This window comes from Psychrobacter pocilloporae (assembly GCF_029872915.1).
GTDB classification, from domain to species: Bacteria; Pseudomonadota; Gammaproteobacteria; order Pseudomonadales; family Moraxellaceae; genus Psychrobacter; species Psychrobacter pacificensis.
Genome location: NZ_PGFT01000001.1, coordinates 2,975,888 through 2,997,530, shown reverse-complemented (window position 1 = coordinate 2,997,530; position 21,643 = coordinate 2,975,888). Strand labels below are relative to the sequence as shown.

General features: G+C 43.3%; 17 protein-coding genes. 5 read left to right on the top strand and 12 right to left on the bottom strand.

Going from position 1 to position 21,643, the window contains the following annotated elements:
• The first annotated feature begins 2 nt into the window (after positions 1 to 2).
• The 3 genes from CUR83_RS12805 (at position 3) to CUR83_RS12795 (ending at position 2,691) form a co-directional block, all read left to right on the top strand.
• Positions 3 to 551 (top strand): cysteine hydrolase family protein, encoded by a 549-nt coding sequence (locus CUR83_RS12805; protein WP_144297046.1) that lies wholly within the window; start codon positions 3 to 5, stop codon positions 549 to 551.
• A gap of 64 nt (positions 552 to 615) precedes the next feature.
• Positions 616 to 1,530 carry an MBL fold metallo-hydrolase gene (locus CUR83_RS12800; RefSeq protein WP_284719779.1) on the top strand — a complete coding sequence of 305 codons (915 nt, stop codon included), beginning with the start codon at positions 616 to 618 and terminating at the stop codon, positions 1,528 to 1,530.
• A 93-nt stretch (positions 1,531 to 1,623) separates the two neighbouring features.
• Positions 1,624 to 2,691 carry an LLM class flavin-dependent oxidoreductase gene (locus tag CUR83_RS12795; protein ID WP_007394859.1) on the top strand — a complete coding sequence of 356 codons (1,068 nt, stop codon included), beginning with the start codon at positions 1,624 to 1,626 and terminating at the stop codon, positions 2,689 to 2,691.
• Between the two features lie 117 nt (positions 2,692 to 2,808).
• On the opposite strand, the gene CUR83_RS12790 is transcribed toward CUR83_RS12795, so the two are convergent.
• The gene (locus CUR83_RS12790; RefSeq protein ID WP_284719778.1) at positions 2,809 to 3,690 is read right to left on the bottom strand and encodes an IS982 family transposase; all 882 of its coding nucleotides are present in this window, start codon (positions 3,688 to 3,690) and stop codon (positions 2,809 to 2,811) included.
• A gap of 365 nt (positions 3,691 to 4,055) precedes the next feature.
• Between CUR83_RS12790 and CUR83_RS12785 the strand changes: the two genes are divergently transcribed.
• A complete protein-coding gene (locus CUR83_RS12785) occupies positions 4,056 to 4,907 on the top strand; it encodes a thymidylate synthase (protein WP_036600623.1) in 852 nt (283 codons plus the stop codon).
• A 171-nt stretch (positions 4,908 to 5,078) separates the two neighbouring features.
• Here CUR83_RS12785 and CUR83_RS12780 read toward each other — a convergent pair whose 3' ends face one another.
• From CUR83_RS12780 to urtA, 11 genes are all read right to left on the bottom strand, one after another.
• The gene (locus CUR83_RS12780) at positions 5,079 to 5,591 is read right to left on the bottom strand and encodes a hypothetical protein (protein ID WP_036600625.1); all 513 of its coding nucleotides are present in this window, start codon (positions 5,589 to 5,591) and stop codon (positions 5,079 to 5,081) included.
• Positions 5,588 to 7,696, bottom strand: a complete 2,109-nt coding sequence (locus CUR83_RS12775) for a site-specific integrase (protein WP_284719777.1) — start codon at positions 7,694 to 7,696, stop codon at positions 5,588 to 5,590. The genes CUR83_RS12780 and CUR83_RS12775 overlap by 4 nt, the downstream gene beginning before the upstream one ends.
• Positions 7,696 to 10,149 carry a tyrosine-type recombinase/integrase gene (locus CUR83_RS12770; protein ID WP_025646077.1) on the bottom strand — a complete coding sequence of 818 codons (2,454 nt, stop codon included), beginning with the start codon at positions 10,147 to 10,149 and terminating at the stop codon, positions 7,696 to 7,698. The genes CUR83_RS12775 and CUR83_RS12770 overlap by 1 nt, the downstream gene beginning before the upstream one ends.
• On the bottom strand, positions 10,146 to 11,381 hold the full coding sequence (locus CUR83_RS12765) for a tyrosine-type recombinase/integrase (RefSeq protein WP_007394866.1): 1,236 nt from the start codon (positions 11,379 to 11,381) through the stop codon (positions 10,146 to 10,148). The genes CUR83_RS12770 and CUR83_RS12765 overlap by 4 nt, the downstream gene beginning before the upstream one ends.
• A gap of 42 nt (positions 11,382 to 11,423) precedes the next feature.
• Positions 11,424 to 12,065, bottom strand: coding sequence for a thymidylate synthase (gene thyA / locus CUR83_RS12760; RefSeq protein ID WP_284719776.1), 642 nt, complete (start codon positions 12,063 to 12,065; stop codon positions 11,424 to 11,426).
• Positions 12,066 to 12,218: 153 nt separating this feature from the next.
• Positions 12,219 to 13,103, bottom strand: a complete 885-nt coding sequence (gene lgt, locus CUR83_RS12755) for a prolipoprotein diacylglyceryl transferase (protein ID WP_186474957.1) — start codon at positions 13,101 to 13,103, stop codon at positions 12,219 to 12,221.
• Positions 13,104 to 13,363: 260 nt separating this feature from the next.
• Positions 13,364 to 14,062, bottom strand: coding sequence for an urea ABC transporter ATP-binding subunit UrtE (gene urtE / locus CUR83_RS12750; RefSeq protein ID WP_058023522.1), 699 nt, complete (start codon positions 14,060 to 14,062; stop codon positions 13,364 to 13,366).
• A gap of 133 nt (positions 14,063 to 14,195) precedes the next feature.
• Complete coding sequence (urtD, locus tag CUR83_RS12745) at positions 14,196 to 15,005, bottom strand: urea ABC transporter ATP-binding protein UrtD (RefSeq protein WP_284719848.1); 810 nt, start codon at positions 15,003 to 15,005, stop codon at positions 14,196 to 14,198.
• A 35-nt stretch (positions 15,006 to 15,040) separates the two neighbouring features.
• Positions 15,041 to 16,111, bottom strand: a complete 1,071-nt coding sequence (gene urtC, locus CUR83_RS12740; RefSeq protein WP_223334042.1) for an urea ABC transporter permease subunit UrtC — start codon at positions 16,109 to 16,111, stop codon at positions 15,041 to 15,043.
• 10 nt (positions 16,112 to 16,121) lie between these two features.
• Complete coding sequence (gene urtB / locus CUR83_RS12735; RefSeq protein WP_284719847.1) at positions 16,122 to 17,717, bottom strand: urea ABC transporter permease subunit UrtB; 1,596 nt, start codon at positions 17,715 to 17,717, stop codon at positions 16,122 to 16,124.
• A gap of 447 nt (positions 17,718 to 18,164) precedes the next feature.
• Complete coding sequence (gene urtA / locus CUR83_RS12730; protein ID WP_284719775.1) at positions 18,165 to 19,517, bottom strand: urea ABC transporter substrate-binding protein; 1,353 nt, start codon at positions 19,515 to 19,517, stop codon at positions 18,165 to 18,167.
• Between the two features lie 388 nt (positions 19,518 to 19,905).
• On the opposite strand from urtA, the gene CUR83_RS12725 reads away from it, so the two are divergent.
• Entirely contained in the window at positions 19,906 to 21,561 is a 1,656-nt protein-coding gene (locus CUR83_RS12725; RefSeq protein WP_284719774.1) for a DUF4139 domain-containing protein, read from the top strand.
• Positions 21,562 to 21,643 lie beyond the last annotated feature (82 nt).

Here is a 21,643-nt window from a genome sequence, read left to right as displayed (position 1 = left end):
TCATGAGCACAAAAGCACTGATCGTTGTCGATATTCAAAATGAGTATTTTCCGCAAGGTAAATTATCACTCGTTGGTATTAATGAAGCCGCTGATAATGCAGCTTTGGTGATTGAATCTGCTAGAGAAAAAGGCCATACCGTCATTCATGTTCGTCATGAAATGCCTTCTGCTGACGCACCAATCTTTACGCCTGGTACTGATGGTGTAGAAATCAATGAGAAAGTAAAGCCTATAGAAGGTGAAGCCGTTGTTGTGAAGCATTACCCCAATTCGTTTCGTGAGACCTCTCTTAAAGATCTGCTTGATAAAGAAGACATCAAAGACGTTACCGTGATTGGCGCCATGAGCCACATGTGTATTGATGCAACCGTTCGTGCTGCGGTTGACTTTGGCTATACAACGACCACCATCCATGATGCCTGTGCCACGCTTGATCTTGAATTTAATGGCACGACCGTACCCGCAGCTCATGCTCATGCCACCATTATGGCAGCGATTGAGTTTCTATATGGCGAAGTGATTGACACCCAAACTTGGATTGCGCGTTAGTTATAAGTTTTTAAGCAAACCATTATTAACTCATAATATAGACTCATCAATAAGGTATCAAATTATGAAAATATCGAAATCTCTGACCGGCACCACACTATTAAGTGGTGTCATGTTGTTAACCGCATGTACCACCTTTGCCAGTCCAGCGTCCAATTCTAACGCGGTAAAACAGACGGCGACCAATACCGTTCAATTTCAGCAAATCCGTAATGCCACGATTAAGCTTGATTATGACGGTACCACGTTTTTAGTGGATCCTATGCTCGCGGCTAAAAACGCTTATCCAGGGTTTGCAGATACGTTAAATAGCCAAATACGCTATCCAATGGTAGATTTGCCGGTATCTGTTGCAGAGGTGCTAAAGGCTGACGCCATTATTTTAACCCATCTACATGCGGATCATTGGGACGATGCTGCACGCAACCTGGTCCCTCGTAATATGCCAATTTTTACCCAAAATGAAGCCGATGCGGCAATCGTGCGTAAAGATGGCTTTACCGATGTCAGAGTGTTGACAGAGCAAGGGGTGGTGTTTGAAGGCACTAGAATCAATAAAACCATCGGACAGCATGGCACTGATGAGATGTACAAAGTTCCAGCGCTTGCTCAGGCACTTGGTAAAACGATGGGTATTGTGTTCCAGAAGCCAAACTACAAGACCGTCTATGTAGTAGGGGATACCATTTGGAATAAAGACGTAGAGAATGCGCTGACTCGCTACAAGCCTGATGCGGTCATCCTTAATACAGGCTATGCAAAGCTGTCTACCTTTGTCGATGACTCTATTATTATGGGTAAAGACGATGTATACCGTGCGTATCAATTCTCACCTAATGCTCAGATAATTAATGTGCACATGGATACGGTCAATCATGGCGCACTGTCGAAGGCAGAGCTGCGCCGTTTTATCGAAGAAAAACACTTAGACAAACAGCGTGCGCTTGTTCCTAATGATGGTCAAACCTATAAATTCTAGTTCTTTAGAAGTCAATTTTTAGAAGCTTCCCTGTGTGGCAATGCTCAAAGTGTGTTGCCACATATAATAAACACTGCATAACTGAGACAGTTTATGAATATGCCAAATAATTCTGGCAACGCACCTTTCGTTCTCTCGGTACTCGACAATGCCTTCACCGGCGTTGGCCACACAGTAGAGAACACCTTTCAAGAGATGATTGCGCTTGCGAAACTGGCGGATAAAAGGGGCTTTCAGCGGTTTTGGATGTCTGAACATCATGCCATGCCTGGCGCCGCGGTTCCTTCGCCGCAGATGATGGTTGCACGTCTAACGGGGGAAACTGAGCGCATTAGGCTTGGTGCAGGCGGCATTATGCTACCGAATCATGTGCCTCTGGTGGTCGCTGAGCAATTTGGTATGCTTGATGCGCTGGCGCCAGGGCGGATTGATCTGGGTTTGGGAAGGGCACCAGGTACGGATGGCGCAACAGCTTCAGCTTTGCGTCGTCACCATGCGGCAAACGATGAGTTTCCTCAGCAAGTCGCAGAGTTGTTGGGCTTTTTAGAAAATAGTTTTCCACAAGACCATCCTTATAGTGAGGTTCATGCGGTGCCAGGCCCATGGCAGGCCGAGCAAAATCGAGTGCCACCATCGAAGACCACAGCTGATGTCTGGATCTTGGGGTCATCAACTTACTCTGCGCATTTGGCAGCACAGCTTGGCAGACCTTATGCGTTCGCTTTGCAGTTTGGCAGTGCTGATGTTTTAAATGCCATGCGAATTTACCGAGAGAATTTCCGTCCATCAAAAATCCTAGCCAAGCCATACAGTTTGGTCAGCATTGGCGCTATTGCGGATAAAGATCCTGTAGAAGCACGTCGCCAGTCAACTTCGTCTGCCATGGCAATGTTGAGAATGTTCCAACGCAAGCCTTTTGCTTTACTGCCCCCTGATGAAGTAGCGGCTTTTCAAGGCAATACGCAAGAGCGCCAGATTATTGAGCAGTATACTGATCAAACCCTCCATGGTACTGCTGCCGAGGTCGCAAAAAGTTTGGAGAGCCTTCAGGAGCAGACAGGGGTCGATGAGATAATGCTGGTTGTTCAAGGCTATTCGCGACGCACCCAATTGCGCACTGTTGAACTAATCGCAGATCACTATAGTATGCCAAGTCACTAGATTTTGTTAAGATTAGCGATATTAAAAGGTTAGCAAAGAGCTTAATGCCTAACCATTAGGCTTGTTGTTAGGTAACCCCAGTTCGGGATAAACCACATTGTAACTCATTGATACTATTTACAATGTCGCTACCTGTCCCTGCTGAGGCATATTTTTGATGGTGGGTTTATAGGGAAACCAGCAATAAGCAATCAACCCTGACAGCAAGTTTGTGATAAACCCCGTGACACTACGATGGCGTGAGTGTTCGATTTGGCACAAGTTTTTAAGCTCTCCAAACACCGTTTCAACCAAAGAGCGATGATTGAGTAGTGCCTCATCCATAGGCTTGAGTACTTGCGGTTTCATATGACGCCGAAGTTTGGTTATCAACGTGGTATCACTGTGTTTTGTGAGCCACTCGTTTAGGGCTTTACTGATATAGCCTCTATCCCCAAACACCTTGCCAAACACAGGCGTTGCCATATCCTTAACAGGCACTCTGTCATCCGTATTACCCGCAGTGACTTTAACAGATACAAGCTCGCCCTTATGATTGATAATGGCGTGCAGCTTAAAGCCATAGAACCAGCCCATGCTGCTTTTGCCTCGGGTTGCAAGTCCCTTAAAGACTTTATGACGGTAGATACGCTTGTTATGACAAACTGCTATCTTGGTTGAATCAATATAGCTGATACCCGTACAGTCGCCCATCATGCTTTGCAAGTAGCTGCACAGTGGCATGAGACTGCGCGGCACAAGCTCTATAAATCGCGAGTAGCTCGGCAGATTTGGAAACGCCTGTTTCATCATGCCAAGCATGTGATGGTAGTAAAACGCCTTAAACTGTCGATAACGTAATTGATGAAACAGTACCAAGATGGTCATAATCTCTGCTACACTTATCTGGCATGCTCTTAACCTTTGGTGTCCCGTTGCGATTAAATGAGCGTCAAACTCAGGTTTGAATTGCTGATAAAAGTCGTCAATATGGCAGTAGAGTTCGGTTAGGTTGTCCATGTAAGAAGTCCTTGTTGTGAAGTTTGTCTTGGTAAACTCACTTTAGCAACTTCGGACTTCTTTTTTTATCTTTTTTTTGAGCCCTTATCCCGAACTGGGGTTAGGTATGCCAGCAGTAATCCTTATTCCTATAAAGCTGCATTATGGTAAATGGTTTTAGATAGAATGATTCGGTTTCATTGGATCCATTGGGGCATAGCCTGTTGATAAGTTATTAAGACAATTAGTTGTTACGAACAGGTTTGTACAATTGAGCCTTGAAACTTTATAATGCTCAATGAAATCAAAAGGTAAAATGTATTGTCCACGCAGTTCAACAAAAATCACCTTTTGAGATAAGTTTGTAGTCCAACTAAGGTTATTGAATGAAACAGTATCTAGATTTATGTCAACGTATAGTTGATGAGGGTGTATGGGTCGAGAATGAACGGACTGGAAAACGCTGCTTAACCGTTATTAATGCTGATTTAAACTACAATGTAGGAGCTAATGAGTTTCCCTTAGTAACTACTCGAAAGAGTTATTGGAAAGCAGCTATCGCAGAATTATTAGGGTATCTACGTGGTTATGATAGCGCAGCTCAGTTTCGAGCTATTGGATGTAATACATGGAACGCTAATGCCAATGAAAATGAAGCTTGGTTAGCTAATCCTTATCGTAAAGGTAAGGATGATATGGGCCGAGTTTATGGTGTACAGGGGCGCAGGTGGCGTAATTCAGTAGGAGAGGAGTTTGACCAGCTTCATAAGATCTATGATAACTTGCGAAACGGTATTGATGACCGAGGTGAAATTCTAACCTTCTACAATCCAGGTGAGTTTCATATGGGATGTTTACGTCCTTGTATGCATACTCATACATTTTCGTTGTTAGGTGGCAAGCTTTATTTGACTTCATCACAACGTTCATGTGATGTACCATTAGGTCAAAATTTTAATCAGATTCAAGTGTTTACCTTACTAGCTCTCATGGCTCAAATTACGGGCCACGAGGCCGGAAAAGCTTATCATAAGATCGTAAATGCACATATTTATGAAGATCAATTACAATTAATGCGTGACGTGCAATTAAAACGCGAACCGTATCCAGCCCCTAAACTTCACATTAACCCTGAAATTAAGTCTCTCGAAGATATTGAGACATGGGTAACATTGGACGATTTTGAAGTGGAAGGGTATCAGTATCATGAGTCTATCGCGTATCCATTCTCAGTTTGATATCAGCATAAAGTGAAAGCTGAGAAAAGTGATAAATTTCTGTTAGGCATAAAGTATTAATATATGTGATTTATGCTATAAGGTATATATTTGTTAGCTAAGCTCTTGCTAGCTTTTAAGTACAAGGAAATTAAGTTTATACTTTTTATAGCATAGGTAGTTTTCGATAGATTAGTGCATCAGCTGGTTCGGTGTTGCATCTTTTAAAGCTAACATTTGTCTCAGTTTTTTAATCTCCTGTCTAGCTTCTAATAACGACCTTTTATCTGTATCAGATTGTGTTTTATAAAAATCTCGTGACTCTCTCATTTTTTGTAACCGTTTATCTGAGTGTTGAGCGACTCTTTTTATATCTTGATATTCATTAAACCAGTAGATAACCTCATTTTGTGCTTGAATCATTTTTGCTTCAAGCGCATTCTTAACATCAGCGTTATCTATAGCTTTTTTTTCTTTACGCGATTTCTCTTCAGCTTTTCTGATATCTTTGATCTGATTTAGCTTTTGGACAGGCCAACCACGGTTTGTAATAGTATTTCGATGAATACCAGTCATCTTCGAAAGTTGCGCTATAGTGGGTTTTAGTTTTTTGTTATTTTGAAGATCTATTAGGGCAGTATTTAGAGCAGAAGTAATTGCTTCATAGTCATCATTATTTTTTTGATCATAAGCTTCATTACTCATAGTTCGATTGCCTCACCAAGATTTTCCAATACCATTTTGGCCTCGTTCATTGCTGCTAGAATTTGTTCACGAGACTCCAAATATTCTGGTTTATTGAGGTTATTCTTATTTAACATGTAAACTTCACGCCATTTGGGAGCATGCTTGGTAGTTACAACGGCTTGTTTGCATCGAGCTGGATTACAACGTAGTGAACCAATACATGGTAGGCTTGAGTCATACTCTTCTGCTCTACCACCATAGCAAAGCCCTTGTCCCATATAGATCATGGCAACCCCTTGATCTACCATAGCCTCATAAACCTCATCCTCTGTGTATCCTTCAGCTATATATCCACTAAACGTCTTGATCAGACCTTTTTTATGCTCACTCGCTTTACCACCATAATATGTACCATTTGGATTATGGGCAGTTTTAATAGCATCTAATTCAGCTGCTCGGCGCAGTGATTTCGTATCACCTTTTCGGTTACCGTCTTTTGACAGCATCTCACCTATATCACCGTAGCCTAACGTAACTGACGAGGTAGCGCCAGTAGATGTGTACTTAGAGATGCTCTCTACAAAGTGTTTCAATTGAAACGATATAAGAGGCAATCCAACTTCAGCCTTAAACAATTGATATGTTAATGTGTGTCTTAGCATGTAAGGATTAAACTTCAGTTCATCAGCAATGTTTTTGCCTAACAGTTGGCCTATAAAACTATTCATTTGATGTGTAATACCCTTACTAGCCATCGACTGAGGGGAGCTACCTGGTTTAACAGTATCTACATTAGAAATTAAGTAAGGTGAAACTTTAATTTTTGAAATATACGATGCTGCTAATATTGCATCTTTAACAATCGGTATAGCTACCCATCTGTCATCAAACAAGCCTGTACTAATTTCATCTTTATGTTTCTTAACAGTACTTTCAATAAGCCAAACGCCATCATCTTGAACTAAGCACGAACAATCTTGAACTCTTATTTCTGATAGTTCAGATGGTCTCATACCTGTATACTGGCCTACTACATATGTGCATGCATACGCTACGAGGTTAAAGTATTCTCTAAGATCATCTAACTTGTAACCACGTTTTTTCAATTCTTTACGTAAAGTCGTTCCACCCATGACATTAGAGTCTTTGTTAAGCATCCAATTATAAGGTTTGACTATATTTGTAACGAAACTCGGAGGATAACCTTTGGTTCTTAATCTAATAGCAATATAGGCGTTGAAAATTTCGTGGGTTACTCTTTCTTTGTTTGCCCATGATAAATATTCGCTCGTATTGAAACGTTCTAAAGAGTTAGGATCTGATATCTTTGCTGAAGCTCCTATAGCACTTAAAAAGTCAACTATGATAAAGGAAGCCATTTTCGAGAGAGATTCAAATACCAGATCTGGCAGTACTTGTTCTTTTTTCGAACTATTAGTATTAGCGAGTTTCTTCCATTTTAGGCTATTTAACTCTACATAAGCGATAGGTTTTTCAAATACATACTGAACCGACGCTGGGCTGCGTAGATATTTGAAAAATTTATCTAGCTCTATATCTTTTATACGATCATAGTTTTCAGCGGCTTTGGAATACAGTTCGGGTGTTATATCGGACAGTGTTCTGATTTTTTCCTGAACAAACTCATAGCCTAACTCATGAGATGCCTGCTTAAATATTTCACTAATAAACGTTAATCCATTTTCAAAAATTGTAATTAAAGAGTTTGCTTTTAAGACTTTTTTTGTTCGACTTTGGCCTTCCTTACTTTGAAGCTTGAAAATCGAATTGTTTAGCAAGGCCAACTCGAATATGATTTTTATTTCTATTAAAACGAATCTTGGGATATCTGTATACTTTGAAAAACTAATGCGGAGCTTTGCGCCCTGAACATTTCGTGCAGCATTAGGATAGTCGTCATTAAAGTCCCAAAAGTCGTCAGAAAACTTTGATAATTTCGATACAGGTTTGTCCATAAGGTACGTCACATACTCTATGTCATCTGTGTAATTATTTTGAAGTTGTTTCTTCTTTTGAACTGTCGCATGGTCTAGAGCATCTAAAACATATAAACGATGTTCTGCAAAACCTGTTAATACATTCAGCTTTTTTTCATAGTCCATTAGATTACTCCATCAACTAGTGTGGTCGTTTCAATGTATTCTGCTAAACGCCGTCCATTTTCTAATTCTTCTAAGGAAAAATTAGATAGTTCTGGTTCTGTGATGCCTTTTATCAGTTCTAAATTCTCTGAAATAACATGCCCATAGGGTGTATCCATGACACGGGAGTGCTCTTTCAAAAGCGTATAGTCGCGCTTCATTGCAAAAATTTCAGGCAGATTCTTAGCTGTAATAATGACATTGTCACAACCCAAACATTTGTTATATTGTGAGCATGGAGTACCAGGTATGTAGGATGAAAGATTTTTTACAAAATCTGGTGGGTCAAAAATATTTCTGCATTCAGCTAGAGGAGTATGAAAGGTTGTTACCAACTCATCATTTTTTTTGGACTCTATATCTTCTGGCACTTTCTCAACTTTTTTATCCAGAGTCGATTGATGTATCTCTTCTAATTCATCATTTATCTTCATTCTACTCATGGAGTTAAAATCTAGAGAATCTATATAACCGAGAGTTGTTTGGAGTGAGGAGTGACCCAACATGAGTTGAATTTCACGTACAGTTACGCCATTTCTAAGCATCTCACTAACAAATGTTGGTCTAAACCGACTTATTGTAAGAGTTAGGGGATCTCCTGCATCATTTTTTAAATTATATTTCTTAACAAACCTGGACAAACTAGCTCCCAATGCTTTTGCATTTTTTTCTTTGTTTCCTAATAGTGGAGATACTCTGCCGTGCTTTTTTGTACTATTCGACTGATAGATGAACAACCTATCTTTAAAGGCATCATCTTCAATATCTTGTCGAAAACTACTCGTCAATTGGACTAATTCTTCAAAAATAATTTTTATAGACTTAGCTTGAGATGACGTAAGCCATGTCAGTTCTGCATTAAAAAGATCGAGGTGGTATTCTTTATGACCATCAGACCTTTCTTTCCAATATCTAAGACAAGGCCGCGATGTTGCCGGATGGGAATCTACATAATCGTTTATATCAAGAGAAAGTAAAGGATTTGCATTTAAACCAGTAATTTGAGCAAGCCTTAAAACGTAAGGCGTTAGTGTATCCATATTTATCATTGGGGTAATGCCCCAGTCGTTGTATACCTCTATCAAACCCTTATCTGAATCATTAATAATTCTTAAGAAAGACTTCTCAATAGGTGATTTAGCTGTATTGTAATGAACTGGCTTACACATTAAGCGGTTTTCAAAGAGCCATCGCGCATTCTCTAGTGTCGAAAGGCCTCTAATGACTGAACCCTTTTCGTCCAAAGGATTGCTGCCTAAACCCGTTTTCTTATAAGGTTTGAGGGCTTTTCTAGATTCGCTCAATCCTTTTTCAATAGCCTCTAATATTCGAAGTCGCTCGTTCATTGTAAATGGCTTTTTAACATCTGTTTCTCTAGTTGTAGCAAATCCATTTATATTGAAAAAGCTATATTCTATATCGCGTACTTGAGTCAGCCGATTCAATGTTATACGGACTGAACTCAAAACTGTATTTGCATGATAACTTGATATTTCTTTATTTATTACCTTGTCCTCTAAATATTTCCGATATCTAGATAATAGGTATTCATCAAAAGTTGTTACGATTCTAAAGGGTTTATTTCCATACAGTTTAGATAAGAACTCTATAAATGAACTACTCGCAACTCTATAATTACTCTTGCCTGATTTTGAAGAGACAGTTTTGCTACTACAAGCAAACAGTTGCTCAACCTGAATAAACGGTTCTAATTTTGAAGGAGGGAAGAAGTCATCAGCTGCATTTAGCTCTCTTGCTGCGAGTCTATGAAAACGCTCTATCTGACTTTCACTATGATTTCTTCTATTGACATTCGCTTCGCTTGTTCTTTCAGCAACGCTTCTATAATTTGGATCAATAATTCCAATTTTTTCTAAGTCTTTGTGAATGAATTCCCAAGCATCTTTAACAACACTAAATCTTAAGGATTCTTTTTTTATAGGTAGTTGTTCTGGAGACATTTTTCCTATCGAAATTTTGTTGCCGAAAATAGGTAAAGTGTGCTTTTCCTCTACAGTTAGCTTTCTGTACCAATTCAAAAGTTTTCTAGTGTTTTCGATGCCAGCCGCTTCGTAGCTTTCACTTGGTATTATTAGAATCCCTTCTTCGATCATCCTTTCAATTAAAGGAGTAGTAAGACTCCTATATTTTTGTGCAACAGAGTATGAGACACCTACAGCACTCTGAATATGCTTAACAGCTACACTGAAGCCTAAAGTATTATCCGCTTTACTAATTGGTATTTCCCATAATGCTTCTGTATCCGCAGTTGTTTTCGATACCCATTCTATAACAGCTGCTTCGGCGTCTTTAATTGGTTGTTTTTCTTCAACGATTTTACAGTCTGCACCTAAAATCCCTAGCTCAGGAAAATCCTCATGAAACTCATCAATGGTTATTCCAATGTTTTTCATTTGATGTCCTTAATGCCAATTCTTAATTGCGTTTGTTCAGACAAGCGCCTCATCTTCTCGGCCCTAGTTAATAAGTCACCGTTCTCATCACACATACTGTTATAGATATCTTGGGGGATACTTGTATATATCTGTGTAGTCTGGAGATGGTTGTGCCCTAAGTTTTTTTGCACAATAACGAGCCGATCTAAGTAATCGGAACCTAAATCATTTGACTGCAATATTGAATAAGCATTTCCGTGCCTTAACTTGTGAGGAGAGATGCTTCGATCAAGGCGACCTTTCTTTATTGCACGTTCACTTATACGTTCAAGCAATTTGTTGATTGCACTAGGCGTGTAGGGAGTACCTTTAGCATTAAAAAATGCTGGGGTTTTAGACGGGTCTACATATTTACGGGCATATTTTTTATACAGGGGAGATGCATGATATTTCTGCACACGTTTGATAGTTGCTAAGCTAAGCAAAGTCCAGCGTGGCTTAATTTGATTACCACGGCCTTTACTTCCTTTGACTTTTAAAGGCACGTAATCAGCATGGATAGGCTGTTCATTATCGGAGGAAATAAACTTTTCAGAATTGAAGTTGTTAGTATCGTTAAAGTCCTGAAGAGTAACTCTAGGTAGTTCTGAACGACGTAAGCCAGAGTCGTATAAAAATTGGAGTAAAGCTCTTTCTCGTTCTGAATCAGTAAATTCAATCAATATAAAAAGGTCATCAAGTGTGCAAGAGCTAATGGGTGTGCGCTTTGGTGGTTTTGATAGCAAGCCATCGCTATATGGGTTATCTTCTCTAAGCTTATCACGGTCTTCTGTAGGGCTACAAAGGTATTCGATGAAGGCATGTATTGTCTCATCTCTACTTCTAACAGTAGATGAGTTCTTATGATCTTCACGAATTAAAAATGTCAGGTATTCTTGAATTACGTATTTTGGAACTGTAATAAATACTTCATCAGATTCACTGTCATCATAATCTGGACGACTACGAATATAACTTAAGAAGTAGCTTAGGTTTCTACCATAAGTAACTGCTGATTTATAAGAGATTATTTGATGTTTGGTTCGATACGACAAATACTCAGAAACAAGAGGAAGGATCTTGCCATCATCATCAAATACTCCAACACCATTCACTTTTACGGTTTTGTTCAATGATAAGTTTGGAATCTCATTGAGTAAACAAGACTTAGATAAATCTAACTTTGTATCAGAACAAACTTTAACATCCATAATAATCACTATCTCAATACATAGACTAAGTTATGTATTGCATTATATACGATCTATTACTCCGTATTGTGCATTATTGTTATGGGGGTATAATAGGAATAGATCAGCCGAACGTTGATACAGCTGGCAAGAGAGCTTACCATCCGCCACAAAAAACTGAAACAGTGTATGACACGGGGGTAGTGCCACTTGCTCTGCCTCTCCTGGATTCCAGCCAGAAACAATCAAGCGGCGCGAGTTGGGGTTGGTCTTGATTTGCTCAACGACCTGTGCGATTTGATCGACACCATCATCGTTGTAGCTGCCGTCCGCGTCTTTACTTGCACCATAGTTACGCCATTGATGACCGTAGACAGGGCCCAGCTCACCTTCAGGACGATTGAAACGTGCGGTTTGCTCCGCTGTCGCCCACTCATTCCAGATACGCACGCCATGGTCCTGCAAATATTGAACATGGGTGCTGCCACTCAAAAACCATAGTAGCTCATAAGCAATGGACTTAAAGTGGACTTTTTTGGTCGTCAATAATGGAAAACCTGCCGCTAAGTCAAAACGCAGCTGCGCGCCAAAATGACTCAGCGTACCCGTACCCGTGCGATCGCCTTTTTCAGTGCCATTGTCTAAGACGTGGCGCAGCAAATCAAGATACGCTTGCTCGTTGTTACTTTGGGTGCCATTGCTCATAAAAGTGCTCTTTAATTACTGCTGACAGCGTCCACAGATTAGGCTAATAATCCACATAGAAGCTGTCATTGTTAAAAGTATTGCTAGGGTAGGCGTTATGAGGCGTACCCTCTTATTCAAGTGATTAATCGTTTTATCGGTAAGGCGATAGCCTTAGTAAGCGGCATGCTTACCCCAATCGTAGATGCCGCGCTTGTAAGCGTAACCGATTAAAAACAGACCAATAATAATCATAGGCGTGCTCAATATTTGCCCTTTGGTCACCCAGCCTAACAAAATAAACCCTTGGTCAACATCAGGCTGACGGAAGAACTCAATGATGAAGCGGCTCAAGCCATAGCCCAGCATAAAAACACCAGTTACTGCCATGCGCGGACGAGGCTTTGATGAGTACCACCACAGGAACAAGAATAACAGCAGACCTTCAGCAAAGGCTTCATACAGCTGTGACGGATGACGAGGCAATAAATACTGACCATTGACCTCGGTCATCACCTCTTGTAGCGCAGGATTGGCTTGTAGCTGCTGCATATCAAAGCCAGCCGCTTGGGGAAAGTAGGTGAGCCAATTGTAGCCACCATCAGAGACACGGCCCCATAACTCGCCATTGATATAGTTGCCAATACGCCCAAACAATAAGCCCGTCGGCACGCAAGGCACGATAAAATCGAGCACTTGAAACGGAGTCTTTTTATATTTGCGAGCAAAGTACAGCATCCCAAGCATGACACCAATCAGGCCACCATGGAATGACATGCCGCCTTCCCAAACCTTGAAGAGGTAGGCTGGGTTTTGTAGCAGCTCGCCAAACTGATAAAACAACACGTAACCGACACGGCCACCCAAGATAACGCCCAGTGCACCAAAGAACACAAGATCTGAGACCATATCTGTTGTCCAGCCCTCACGCTTGGTGCTGCGATACCATGCCAGACCGTAAGCGGCAGCAAACGCCAATAAATACATGAGGCCATACCAGTGGACTTCGACGGGCCCAAGTGCCAAGGCGACAGGATCGTACTGAGGATGAATCATCATAAGAGTGTCATAATATCGATAATAAAGTGCTGACTATAATAGCAAATTTCAAGCGCTGGTCATACACAATTGCTATCAAGGCAAGCACGCGGTATTGACGATTTAGGGCATTGATTTGATGCCCTAGATATGGATGATAGAAGAGAGGCGAGCGGTTTAGACCGATCATAAAGAGTTTCTCATGATGCACAGCGTAAGATAGAGACACAATTATCAGTGGCAAAGAGCAAGCATGACTATCTAAGTATGAGAAAGAGTCATCAAATGGCGACCAAATCTTGTACCTTGTTGTCGACCATCGTATCGCCTGCACCTTGAGAGATGACCTTGCCACGCGAGAGCACGGTGTAATTGTCAGCAAGCTCTTCGGCAAACTCATAAAACTGCTCAACCAGTACAATCGCCATGTCCCCTTTGTCAGCCAAGTCGCGAAGCACACGACCGATATCTTTGATAATAGACGGCTGAATACCTTCGGTTGGCTCATCCAAAATAAGGACAGACGGCTCGGAGGCGAGCGCACGAGCAATGGCAAGCTGCTGCTGCTGACCGCCAGACAAATCACCACCGCGGCGATGTTTCATCTCATCAAGCACTGGGAAAATATCATATAAATGCTTGGGTACTTGCTTGGCTTTAGCGCGTGAAAACTTTGCCATACCAATTAAGATATTTTCTTCTACCGTTAGTGTCGAAAAGATATCACGTCCTTGCGGCACATAAGCCAAACCTGCTCGCACGCGCTGCTCGGGGGAGAGTTTGCTGATGTCTTGGTCATTGAGCAAAATTTGTCCTGATTTGATCGGTAATATCCCCATCAGGCATTTGAGTAACGTGGTTTTGCCCACGCCATTACGTCCAAGTACCACACTGCACGCGCCTACAGGCGCTGTAAACGAGACATCTCGTAAAATATGACTGCCGCCGTAATATTGATTGATACCATTGACTTGTAACATGACGGTCTCCTAATCTTTCAATGATTTTTAATATTTGCAGGGTTTCGCATTTGCATAGCTTGGCATTTGCATAGCTTGGCGTTTGCATAGCCTCGCGGTTTATGGGCTAATGATGTATTGAATCATTGTCCAACTATCGACCCAGATAGGACTCAATCACCGCTTCATTGGCTTGCACTTCCGCCAAGGTACCTTCGGCCAATATCGCCCCTTGTGCCAATACGGTGACTTTTTCACTAATCGCATCGATAAAAGTCATGTCATGCTCGACCACCACTAAGGTATGGTTCTGTTTGAGGCGCAGGCACAGCTCGGCAGTATGCTCAGTTTCGGCATCCGTCATACCAGCCACAGGCTCATCGAGCAAAATGAGCTTGGGGCTTTGCATCAACAGCATACCAATCTCTAGCCATTGCTTTTGACCATGAGAGAGTAAGCCTGCTGGCTTATTGATTTTGTCCGTCAAGCGGATTTGCTCAAGGGTCGAATTGAGGGTATCGCGCGTATCGGCATCGAGTTTGTTGAACAAGCTTTTGACCACGCGCTTGTCTTTTGGCGCAGCAAGTAGCAAATTATCCATTACCGTAAAATTTTCGAACACGGTGGGTTTTTGAAACTTACGCCCGATACCCGCTTCAGCGATTTCTTCGGTAGATAGGTTGGCAAGATTATGCGTTTGACCAAAAAACACACTGCCTTCGGTAGGGCGGGTTTTACCAGTGATGACATCCATCAGCGTGGTTTTACCCGCGCCATTGGGACCGATGATACAGCGCAGCTCACCTTCCTCAATATAGAGCGACAGATTGTTGAGTGCGCGAAACGAGTCAAACCAAACGCTCACCTCTTCTAGATATAGCGCAATGCCATGGCTAAAATCGACGCCTGCTGGCTTTGGGTGGCTGCGACTCGTACCACCATGAGTACGCCCATACTCATGGATTGACTGCTCAGATGGTGTTGATTTATCAGTTAGCATTACTGTTTCTCCTTCTTGAAGCGATCGAACAAGCCCATGATACCATTGGGCAAAAATAAGGTGACTACAACGAACAGCCCGCCCAATATCAATAGCCAAAACTCAGGATAGACAACCGTAAAATAGGTTTTTACTGCATTCACCACACCTGTTCCCAAAATCGCACCCACCAAGCTGCCTCGACCACCAGTGGCTACCCAAACGGCCATCTCGATTGAGTTCACAGGGTTCATCTCACTTGGATTGATAATACCGACTTGCGGCACATAAAGCGCACCTGCGATACCAGCAATGACGGCGGACAATACCCAAGCGGAGAGCTTGTACCACAGCGTGCGATAGCCTAAATACTGCAAGCGGTTTTCGCTATCACGAATCGCACCCAATACGCGTCCATAAGGCTGGTTCATTAAATAACGCAGACCCATGTAAGAGAGGAGTAATGCCAAGGCGGTAACAAAACACAGCATAGAACGGGTTGAGGCAGCAGTAATGTCGTAGCCTAGAAGCGTGGTAAAGCCCGTGAAGCCGTTATTGCCACCAAAGCCGGTCTCGTTACGGAAGAATAGCAGGGCAGCGGCATAGACCATGGCCTGAGTGATGATAGAAAAATAAACACCTTTGATTTTTGAGCGGAAAGCAAAAAAACCAAAGATAAAGGCAATCACACCTGGCACCAAAACCACCAATGCCATCGCCCACCAAAAATGCTGCGTGCCGGCCCAATACCATGGCATCTCAGTCCAGCTCAAAAAGCGCATAAAATCAGGCAAGCCATCGCCAGCAGTCTCACGCGTTAAGTACATGCCAAATGCATAACCACCCAGCGCAAAATATAAACCATGCCCCAAGCTCAAAATACCAGCGTAGCCCCAGACCAGATCTAGTGCCAAGGCCACCATTGCCAATGCCATGATTTTGCCAATTAGGGTAATCCAGTAGGCGGATAGGTGAAAGGGTGACGTCTCTGGCATTAAGTGTAGCCAAGGGAGTATCAATAGCACGGCAAAGCACAAACCTATTAAAATGGCGCTACGCCTTGTATCAGACAGTAATTTGGTCAGTATCATAAGAGTCTCCTTATTCGACAAAGCGGCCTTTGAGGGCAAATAAACCTTGTGGCCGCTTCTGAATGAACAGAATCACAAGAACCAACAACACAATCTTGGCTAACACCGCGCCAATGCCAATCTCAAGCACCGTACCACTGACACCCAATCCCAAGGCGGCCAAAACCGCGCCCCATACTTGTCCGACCCCGCCAACGACGACGACCAAAAAGGTATCGATAATATACGTCTGACCCAGATCAGGACCCACGTTGCCCACTTGAGCAAGCGCGCAACCAGCCATACCAGCCAGCCCAGAGCCCAAACCAAATGCCATCATATCGATGCGCGCAGAAGGGATACCGACGGCACGTGCCATTTGACGGTTTTGAGTGACGGCGCGTATAAATAATCCGAAGCGAGTCTTATTGAGCAAGTACACCAGTAGCGCCACGACAATGACGGTAAATACGATGATGGCAATACGGTTGTAAGGCAGTACCAAACTTGATGACACTTGATAGGCACCGCTGAGCCACGCCACATTGCTGACTTCAACGTTTTGCGCGCCAAAAATCATCCGCACCAATTGCATTAAGATTAGACTCACACCAAAGGTTGCTAATAGGGTCTCTAGTTCACGACCGTATAACGGACGAATCACAATGCGCTCAATAATCATACCGATAACAGCACTGACCAAAAATGCAGCGGGAACCGCCGCAAGCAAATACCAGCCAACCATATCTGGCAGATAAGCTTGAAATAAGTTTTGCACCACATAAGTGGTATACGCACCAATCATAATCAGCTCACCATGCGCCATATTAATCACGCCAAGCAAACCAAAAGTAATCGCAAGGCCAAGTGCCGCGAGTAGTAAAATGCTGGCGGTACTCATGCCAGTGAAAATATGACCTGTCCATGTGCTTATCTCAATACGGCGTGCCACGCTATCTCTGGCATCACTGAGCGCCGCCTCAAGCGTCGGATCCAAGTTGTCAGATGCAAGGGCAGATTCAAGATCAACCAATACCTGCGGATTATCGCTATCAGCGAGTAGGTTCACAGCCTCAATCTGAGTGGGTAAATCGCCATTTTTGAAATCAATACGAGCCTGTAGAGCCGTTAGTGCTTTTTGAACGTTGGCATTGTCCTCATTTGCGGCAGCGGCTGTGATAATGGCTGGATCGACTTGGTCAATGTTATCTGCCAAAATCTCCACAGCCTGCAAGCGCTGTGCTGGCTTGTCAGATTCGAGCTTTACCTTGGCCTGTCCAAAGATAAGCGCCGAGCGTAAGGTATTGGTCAAGGTGACTTGGGACAAATCGCTTGGCCAATCAGACGTTTCGGTTTTGTCGGGATATGTGAAGAGCTGATCCTCTGCATTGAGCAAATACGTTTGCCCACGGTTGCCTTGATACAGCTCATCATTAGCAATCAACTCGACCAGATTGTCCAAACTCTCAACCGATCCTGGCCAAGCACTTAGCATGGCTTGGCGCTGACTAAAATCGCCCGCCACAAATTGTTGAATAGCATCGCCTGATACTGCCGTCGTAGGCTGTGTCGGGGTAGTCAATGACTGCTCATTATTGGTGCGCAGCGTGTCACTACCATCGGTCATCGACTCTGAGGTCACAGTGGCGATATTTGCCGATTGAGCACCGTCATCTGCATGAACGATGGTGGTGAAGGCCGCTAACAGTAAGGCGATTAATACCAGCAGCCGTCGCGGCACAACCATTGAGATACTAGACGCGTATGTCTTTGCTAATGCTTGCTGATCATTGTTGCTTTTGGATAATATCTGCCCCAACAATGGGCGTAAAGTATGGTGCTGCATGTGCGGCTCCCTGTTTTTACAGACAACAAATCCTTGTCCTCTATTACTTAACGCAGTAAGTCATAGAAGCCGTGATAAGGTTTGGAGGTACTTAAAATTTTGAGAATAAGTGCTGAACTTCAAGATAGCGGGTAGGCGTTGGCTCGTTCATTGATATAGTATATTGGTCGACTATTCATACTTGCTACCACCATGCGCTTTTCAGCACCTATTTATTGAGGGAGCCATTTATTTCGGGATATACTCGCTCCATGGCTGCGCTCGGATGACCTCTGGCGTTTTAAAAATCGTATCAAACTGACCATCGGCGCGAATTTGACCAATCATGACAGGCTTCCATAAGTGATGGTTTTCTTCATCCATCTTGAGGGTGTAGCCAGAGGGCGCATCGAATGTCTGTCCAGCCATGCTAATACGGACTTTATCAACATCGGTGGTGCCAGCATCTTCCACGGCTTGTTTCCACATATTGATACCCACATAAGTGGCTTCCATAGGATCGTTGGTCACAACCTTATCGGCATTCGGTAGGTTTTTGTCCAAGGCGTACTGCTTATAGCGTTTGGTAAAATCGTTATTGACGGGATTTTTGATCGACATAAAGTAATTCCATGCCGCCAAGTGTCCTTGTAGCAAGCTGGTATCGATACCGCGCAGCTCTTCTTCGCCAACTGAGAATGCCATGACGGGAATATCCGAGGCTTTGATACCTTGGTTGGCAAGCTCACGATAGAATGGCACGTTTGAGTCGCCATTGATGGTAGAGATCACCGCCGTCTTTTTGCCTGTTGAGAATTTTTTAATATTCGAGACGATGGTTTGATAGTTGCTAAAACCAAATGGCGTGTACTCTTCCATGATGTCTTCATCAGCCACGCCTTTTGATTTCAAAAATGCCTTTAGAATCTGGTTGGTGGTTCGTGGATAGACGTAATCGGTACCCAATAATACAAAGCGCTCTGCACCGCCGCCTTCTTCGCTCATCAAATACTCAACTGCTGGAATGGCCTGCTGGTTGGGCGCCGCGCCAGTATAAAAGATGTTTTCTGATTGCTCTTGTCCTTCATACTGAACGGGATAAAACATCAAGCCGTTCAGCTCTTCAACCACGGGTAAGACAGACTTGCGCGAGACCGAGGTCCAACCACCAAAAATCACATCGACTTTGTCTTGAGTGAGCAGCTGACGCGCTTTTTCAGCAAACAAGGGCCAGTCAGAGGCAGGGTCAACAACGACAGGCTCTAGCTGCTTACCGAGCACACCGCCATTGGCATTGATTTCGTCAATGGTCATCAGTGCGGTATCTTTTAGCGAAGTTTCGGAAATGGCCATGGTGCCAGATAGCGAGTGCAAGATGCCTACTTTGATCGTGTCGCCATCAGCGGCAGGAGTGGTTGTTGTTTCTGTCGTGGTTTCGGTTGTTGTCTCAGTCGATGTCGCAGTTTCGGCAGGCTTTTGACAAGCAGTAAGACTCAGGCTACCAACGACGGCAATCGCTAATAATGAAAAACGTGATTTGATTTTGCCATGTAGGTGAGCATTAACAAACTGAGGATTGGCTAAAGTGGGTAACGAAAACATGGACATCTCCTAAATAGACACAAAAGATAAAGTATGGCTCCTGAACAGTTATTAAGCGTTCAAGTTCCGTGCCAAGTCAAAAATGCCAATAATCGTATAATATTTGAGCAATAAAAAAATATTTTCTATTATTTTCGTTAATTTAGTGCACGATTGTTAATAGAGCGCACCATAACGGGGAAGGAGATAAAAAATTGGTGCAATTGACAGACTGGTAGCAAAAAAAGAGCCGTTATTATCAAAATAGCACAACGAACAAAAGCATTTATTGCCAAAGACTGGCAAAACGGCTACGGTAATGCCTATAGAATAGACATTATTTCACATACGTATCTCATGAACAGATTACGCTGACGCCATGATTAATCACACCCTCAAGGAAAGATATATGAACGCATACCGAACACAGTGGTCTGGCCTAACGGCTCATGCTCGCACCTCATCACGGCGCTCGCAACGATCGCGCCTTATGGTTTTGCCACTTGTGCTTGGTGGCAGTACGGTATTAGGCTTACCCATCGCCCAAGCGGCAACGAGTAGTATCGAGCAAGTGACTGTCTATCAAGGGCTGGCGAGTGTGACACGAGCATTGTCCATTACTGGTAGCGGTGAGCAAACCGTGGTATTTTCGTGCCTATCACCTTATATTGATAAAGACAGTCTCAGCGTGCAGGCGGTGGGTAATGTCAATATTGGTGAAATCAGTATTGAAGAGTTAACAGGAGAGCAAGCAATCCAGTGCCAATATCAAGGCGATGCCGAGGTACAAACACAGCAAAATACTTTAGCTAGTATTAATGCGGAATTAGAAGCGGCGCGCTTAGCAAAAGCCTATTTGCAAAATTTGACTAAGGCCACGCAAGTCAACACGGCGAGTACGATTGCTAGTAACGCACGCGATATAGAGGCGCAGGCGACCCGTATTAACCAAAGTATTATTGAGATGGAGCGGCGACAAGCAAGCGCCCAAGATACACTAAATCAGATGATGGCAAGCAGTGTCACGTCAACGGCGAGTAATGTGACCCAAGTGAGTGTACGCACTGCCAGTCGCGCGCCAAATAGCATTAAATTGCATTATCAAGTACAAGGCGCAGGCTGGGAGCCTACGTATCAGGCGCGTCTCAACACCAATAGCGAGCACCTAAATATCACCGCTTCTGCGATTATCGCCCAACAAACGGGCGAGAATTGGACCAACGTTCCTGTCACTCTCAGTACAGCCAACCCCAACCAGCGCGCGACAGGACGACTGCCTCATGTGCCACGCCTATCACTTTATGAAGAAAACCAAAATGTTGAGTATGCAATACCTATGTCGGATAACACGCCTGTCGTAGTATCTGCCAGAGAAGGTTATAGCGACGATTCTAGAGCACCAAATATGGCACCACTGCCGAACTTTACGGTCAGTAGCCAAAATAAAAACGGTATTATTGAATATCGCTTGCCGCAGCGAGTGACGATACCCAGTGGTGGCAGGCGAGTGCGTACTGTCATTGGCGAGCAGTCTGGCAGCAGTAAGCTGTGGGTTCGTAGTACCCCGAGCGTTGAGACGGCCGCCTATTGGTATGCATCAGCGCCATTTCTGACGCCAGAGTGGGTGGACGGCTCACTACAGCTGTACCGTGATGACAATTATGTTGGACAATCGCGCTATAACTATCAAATGCTAAAAGAGCAGGGGATTGGTTTTGGTCGTGATCCTAGCATGATGGTCAAAGCGCTAATCAATGAAGACAAGCAAGGGGAAAAAGGTGTGCTCAACCGCACCCAAACTCTAACAACCACCCAAGCCTATGAATTTACCAATCAGCATAACCGCACTGTGCGCCTGCAAGTATTGGGGAGCGAGCCTATCAGCCGTGATGACAGTCTCAAAGTCGCCGTTACCCACACGCCGCCTGTCACCGAGCGTAATTGGAATGACAATCAAGGCATGGTAGCGTGGGAGTTCAACGTGCCGAGTAAACAGTCACAGGTGATACGCTCAACCTCCCAAATCAGTTACCCTGCCAATAAGATATTGAGTGGTGATCGATAAATGATACTTGCTCAGCAAATCAGTTTTAAGCGATGATGTTTATTTTTACCAAAAATCTTGCGCCCCATAAACGTTTATCAAA

Excerpts from the sequence above, each read along its gene's own strand:
- CUR83_RS12775 (WP_284719777.1), bottom strand. The coding sequence starts at position 7,696 with ATGGACTATGAAAAAAAGCTGAATGTATTAACAGGTTTTGCAGAACAT.
- urtB (WP_284719847.1), bottom strand. The coding sequence starts at position 17,717 with ATGACCGATGGTAGTGACACGCTGCGCACCAATAATGAGCAGTCATTG.
- CUR83_RS12780 (WP_036600625.1), bottom strand. The coding sequence starts at position 5,591 with ATGAGTAATGAAGCTTATGATCAAAAAAATAATGATGACTATGAAGCA.
- urtA (WP_284719775.1), bottom strand. The coding sequence starts at position 19,517 with ATGTTTTCGTTACCCACTTTAGCCAATCCTCAGTTTGTTAATGCTCAC.
- urtC (WP_223334042.1), bottom strand. The coding sequence starts at position 16,111 with ATGATACTGACCAAATTACTGTCTGATACAAGGCGTAGCGCCATTTTA.
- thyA (WP_284719776.1), bottom strand. The coding sequence starts at position 12,065 with ATGAGCAATGGCACCCAAAGTAACAACGAGCAAGCGTATCTTGATTTG.
- lgt (WP_186474957.1), bottom strand. The coding sequence starts at position 13,103 with ATGATGATTCATCCTCAGTACGATCCTGTCGCCTTGGCACTTGGGCCC.
- CUR83_RS12785 (WP_036600623.1), top strand. The coding sequence starts at position 4,056 with ATGAAACAGTATCTAGATTTATGTCAACGTATAGTTGATGAGGGTGTA.
- CUR83_RS12765 (WP_007394866.1), bottom strand. The coding sequence starts at position 11,381 with ATGGATGTTAAAGTTTGTTCTGATACAAAGTTAGATTTATCTAAGTCT.
- CUR83_RS12795 (WP_007394859.1), top strand. The coding sequence starts at position 1,624 with ATGAATATGCCAAATAATTCTGGCAACGCACCTTTCGTTCTCTCGGTA.
- CUR83_RS12770 (WP_025646077.1), bottom strand. The coding sequence starts at position 10,149 with ATGAAAAACATTGGAATAACCATTGATGAGTTTCATGAGGATTTTCCT.
- CUR83_RS12800 (WP_284719779.1), top strand. The coding sequence starts at position 616 with ATGAAAATATCGAAATCTCTGACCGGCACCACACTATTAAGTGGTGTC.
- CUR83_RS12725 (WP_284719774.1), top strand. The coding sequence starts at position 19,906 with ATGAACGCATACCGAACACAGTGGTCTGGCCTAACGGCTCATGCTCGC.
- urtE (WP_058023522.1), bottom strand. The coding sequence starts at position 14,062 with ATGTTACAAGTCAATGGTATCAATCAATATTACGGCGGCAGTCATATT.
- CUR83_RS12790 (WP_284719778.1), bottom strand. The coding sequence starts at position 3,690 with ATGGACAACCTAACCGAACTCTACTGCCATATTGACGACTTTTATCAG.
- CUR83_RS12805 (WP_144297046.1), top strand. The coding sequence starts at position 3 with ATGAGCACAAAAGCACTGATCGTTGTCGATATTCAAAATGAGTATTTT.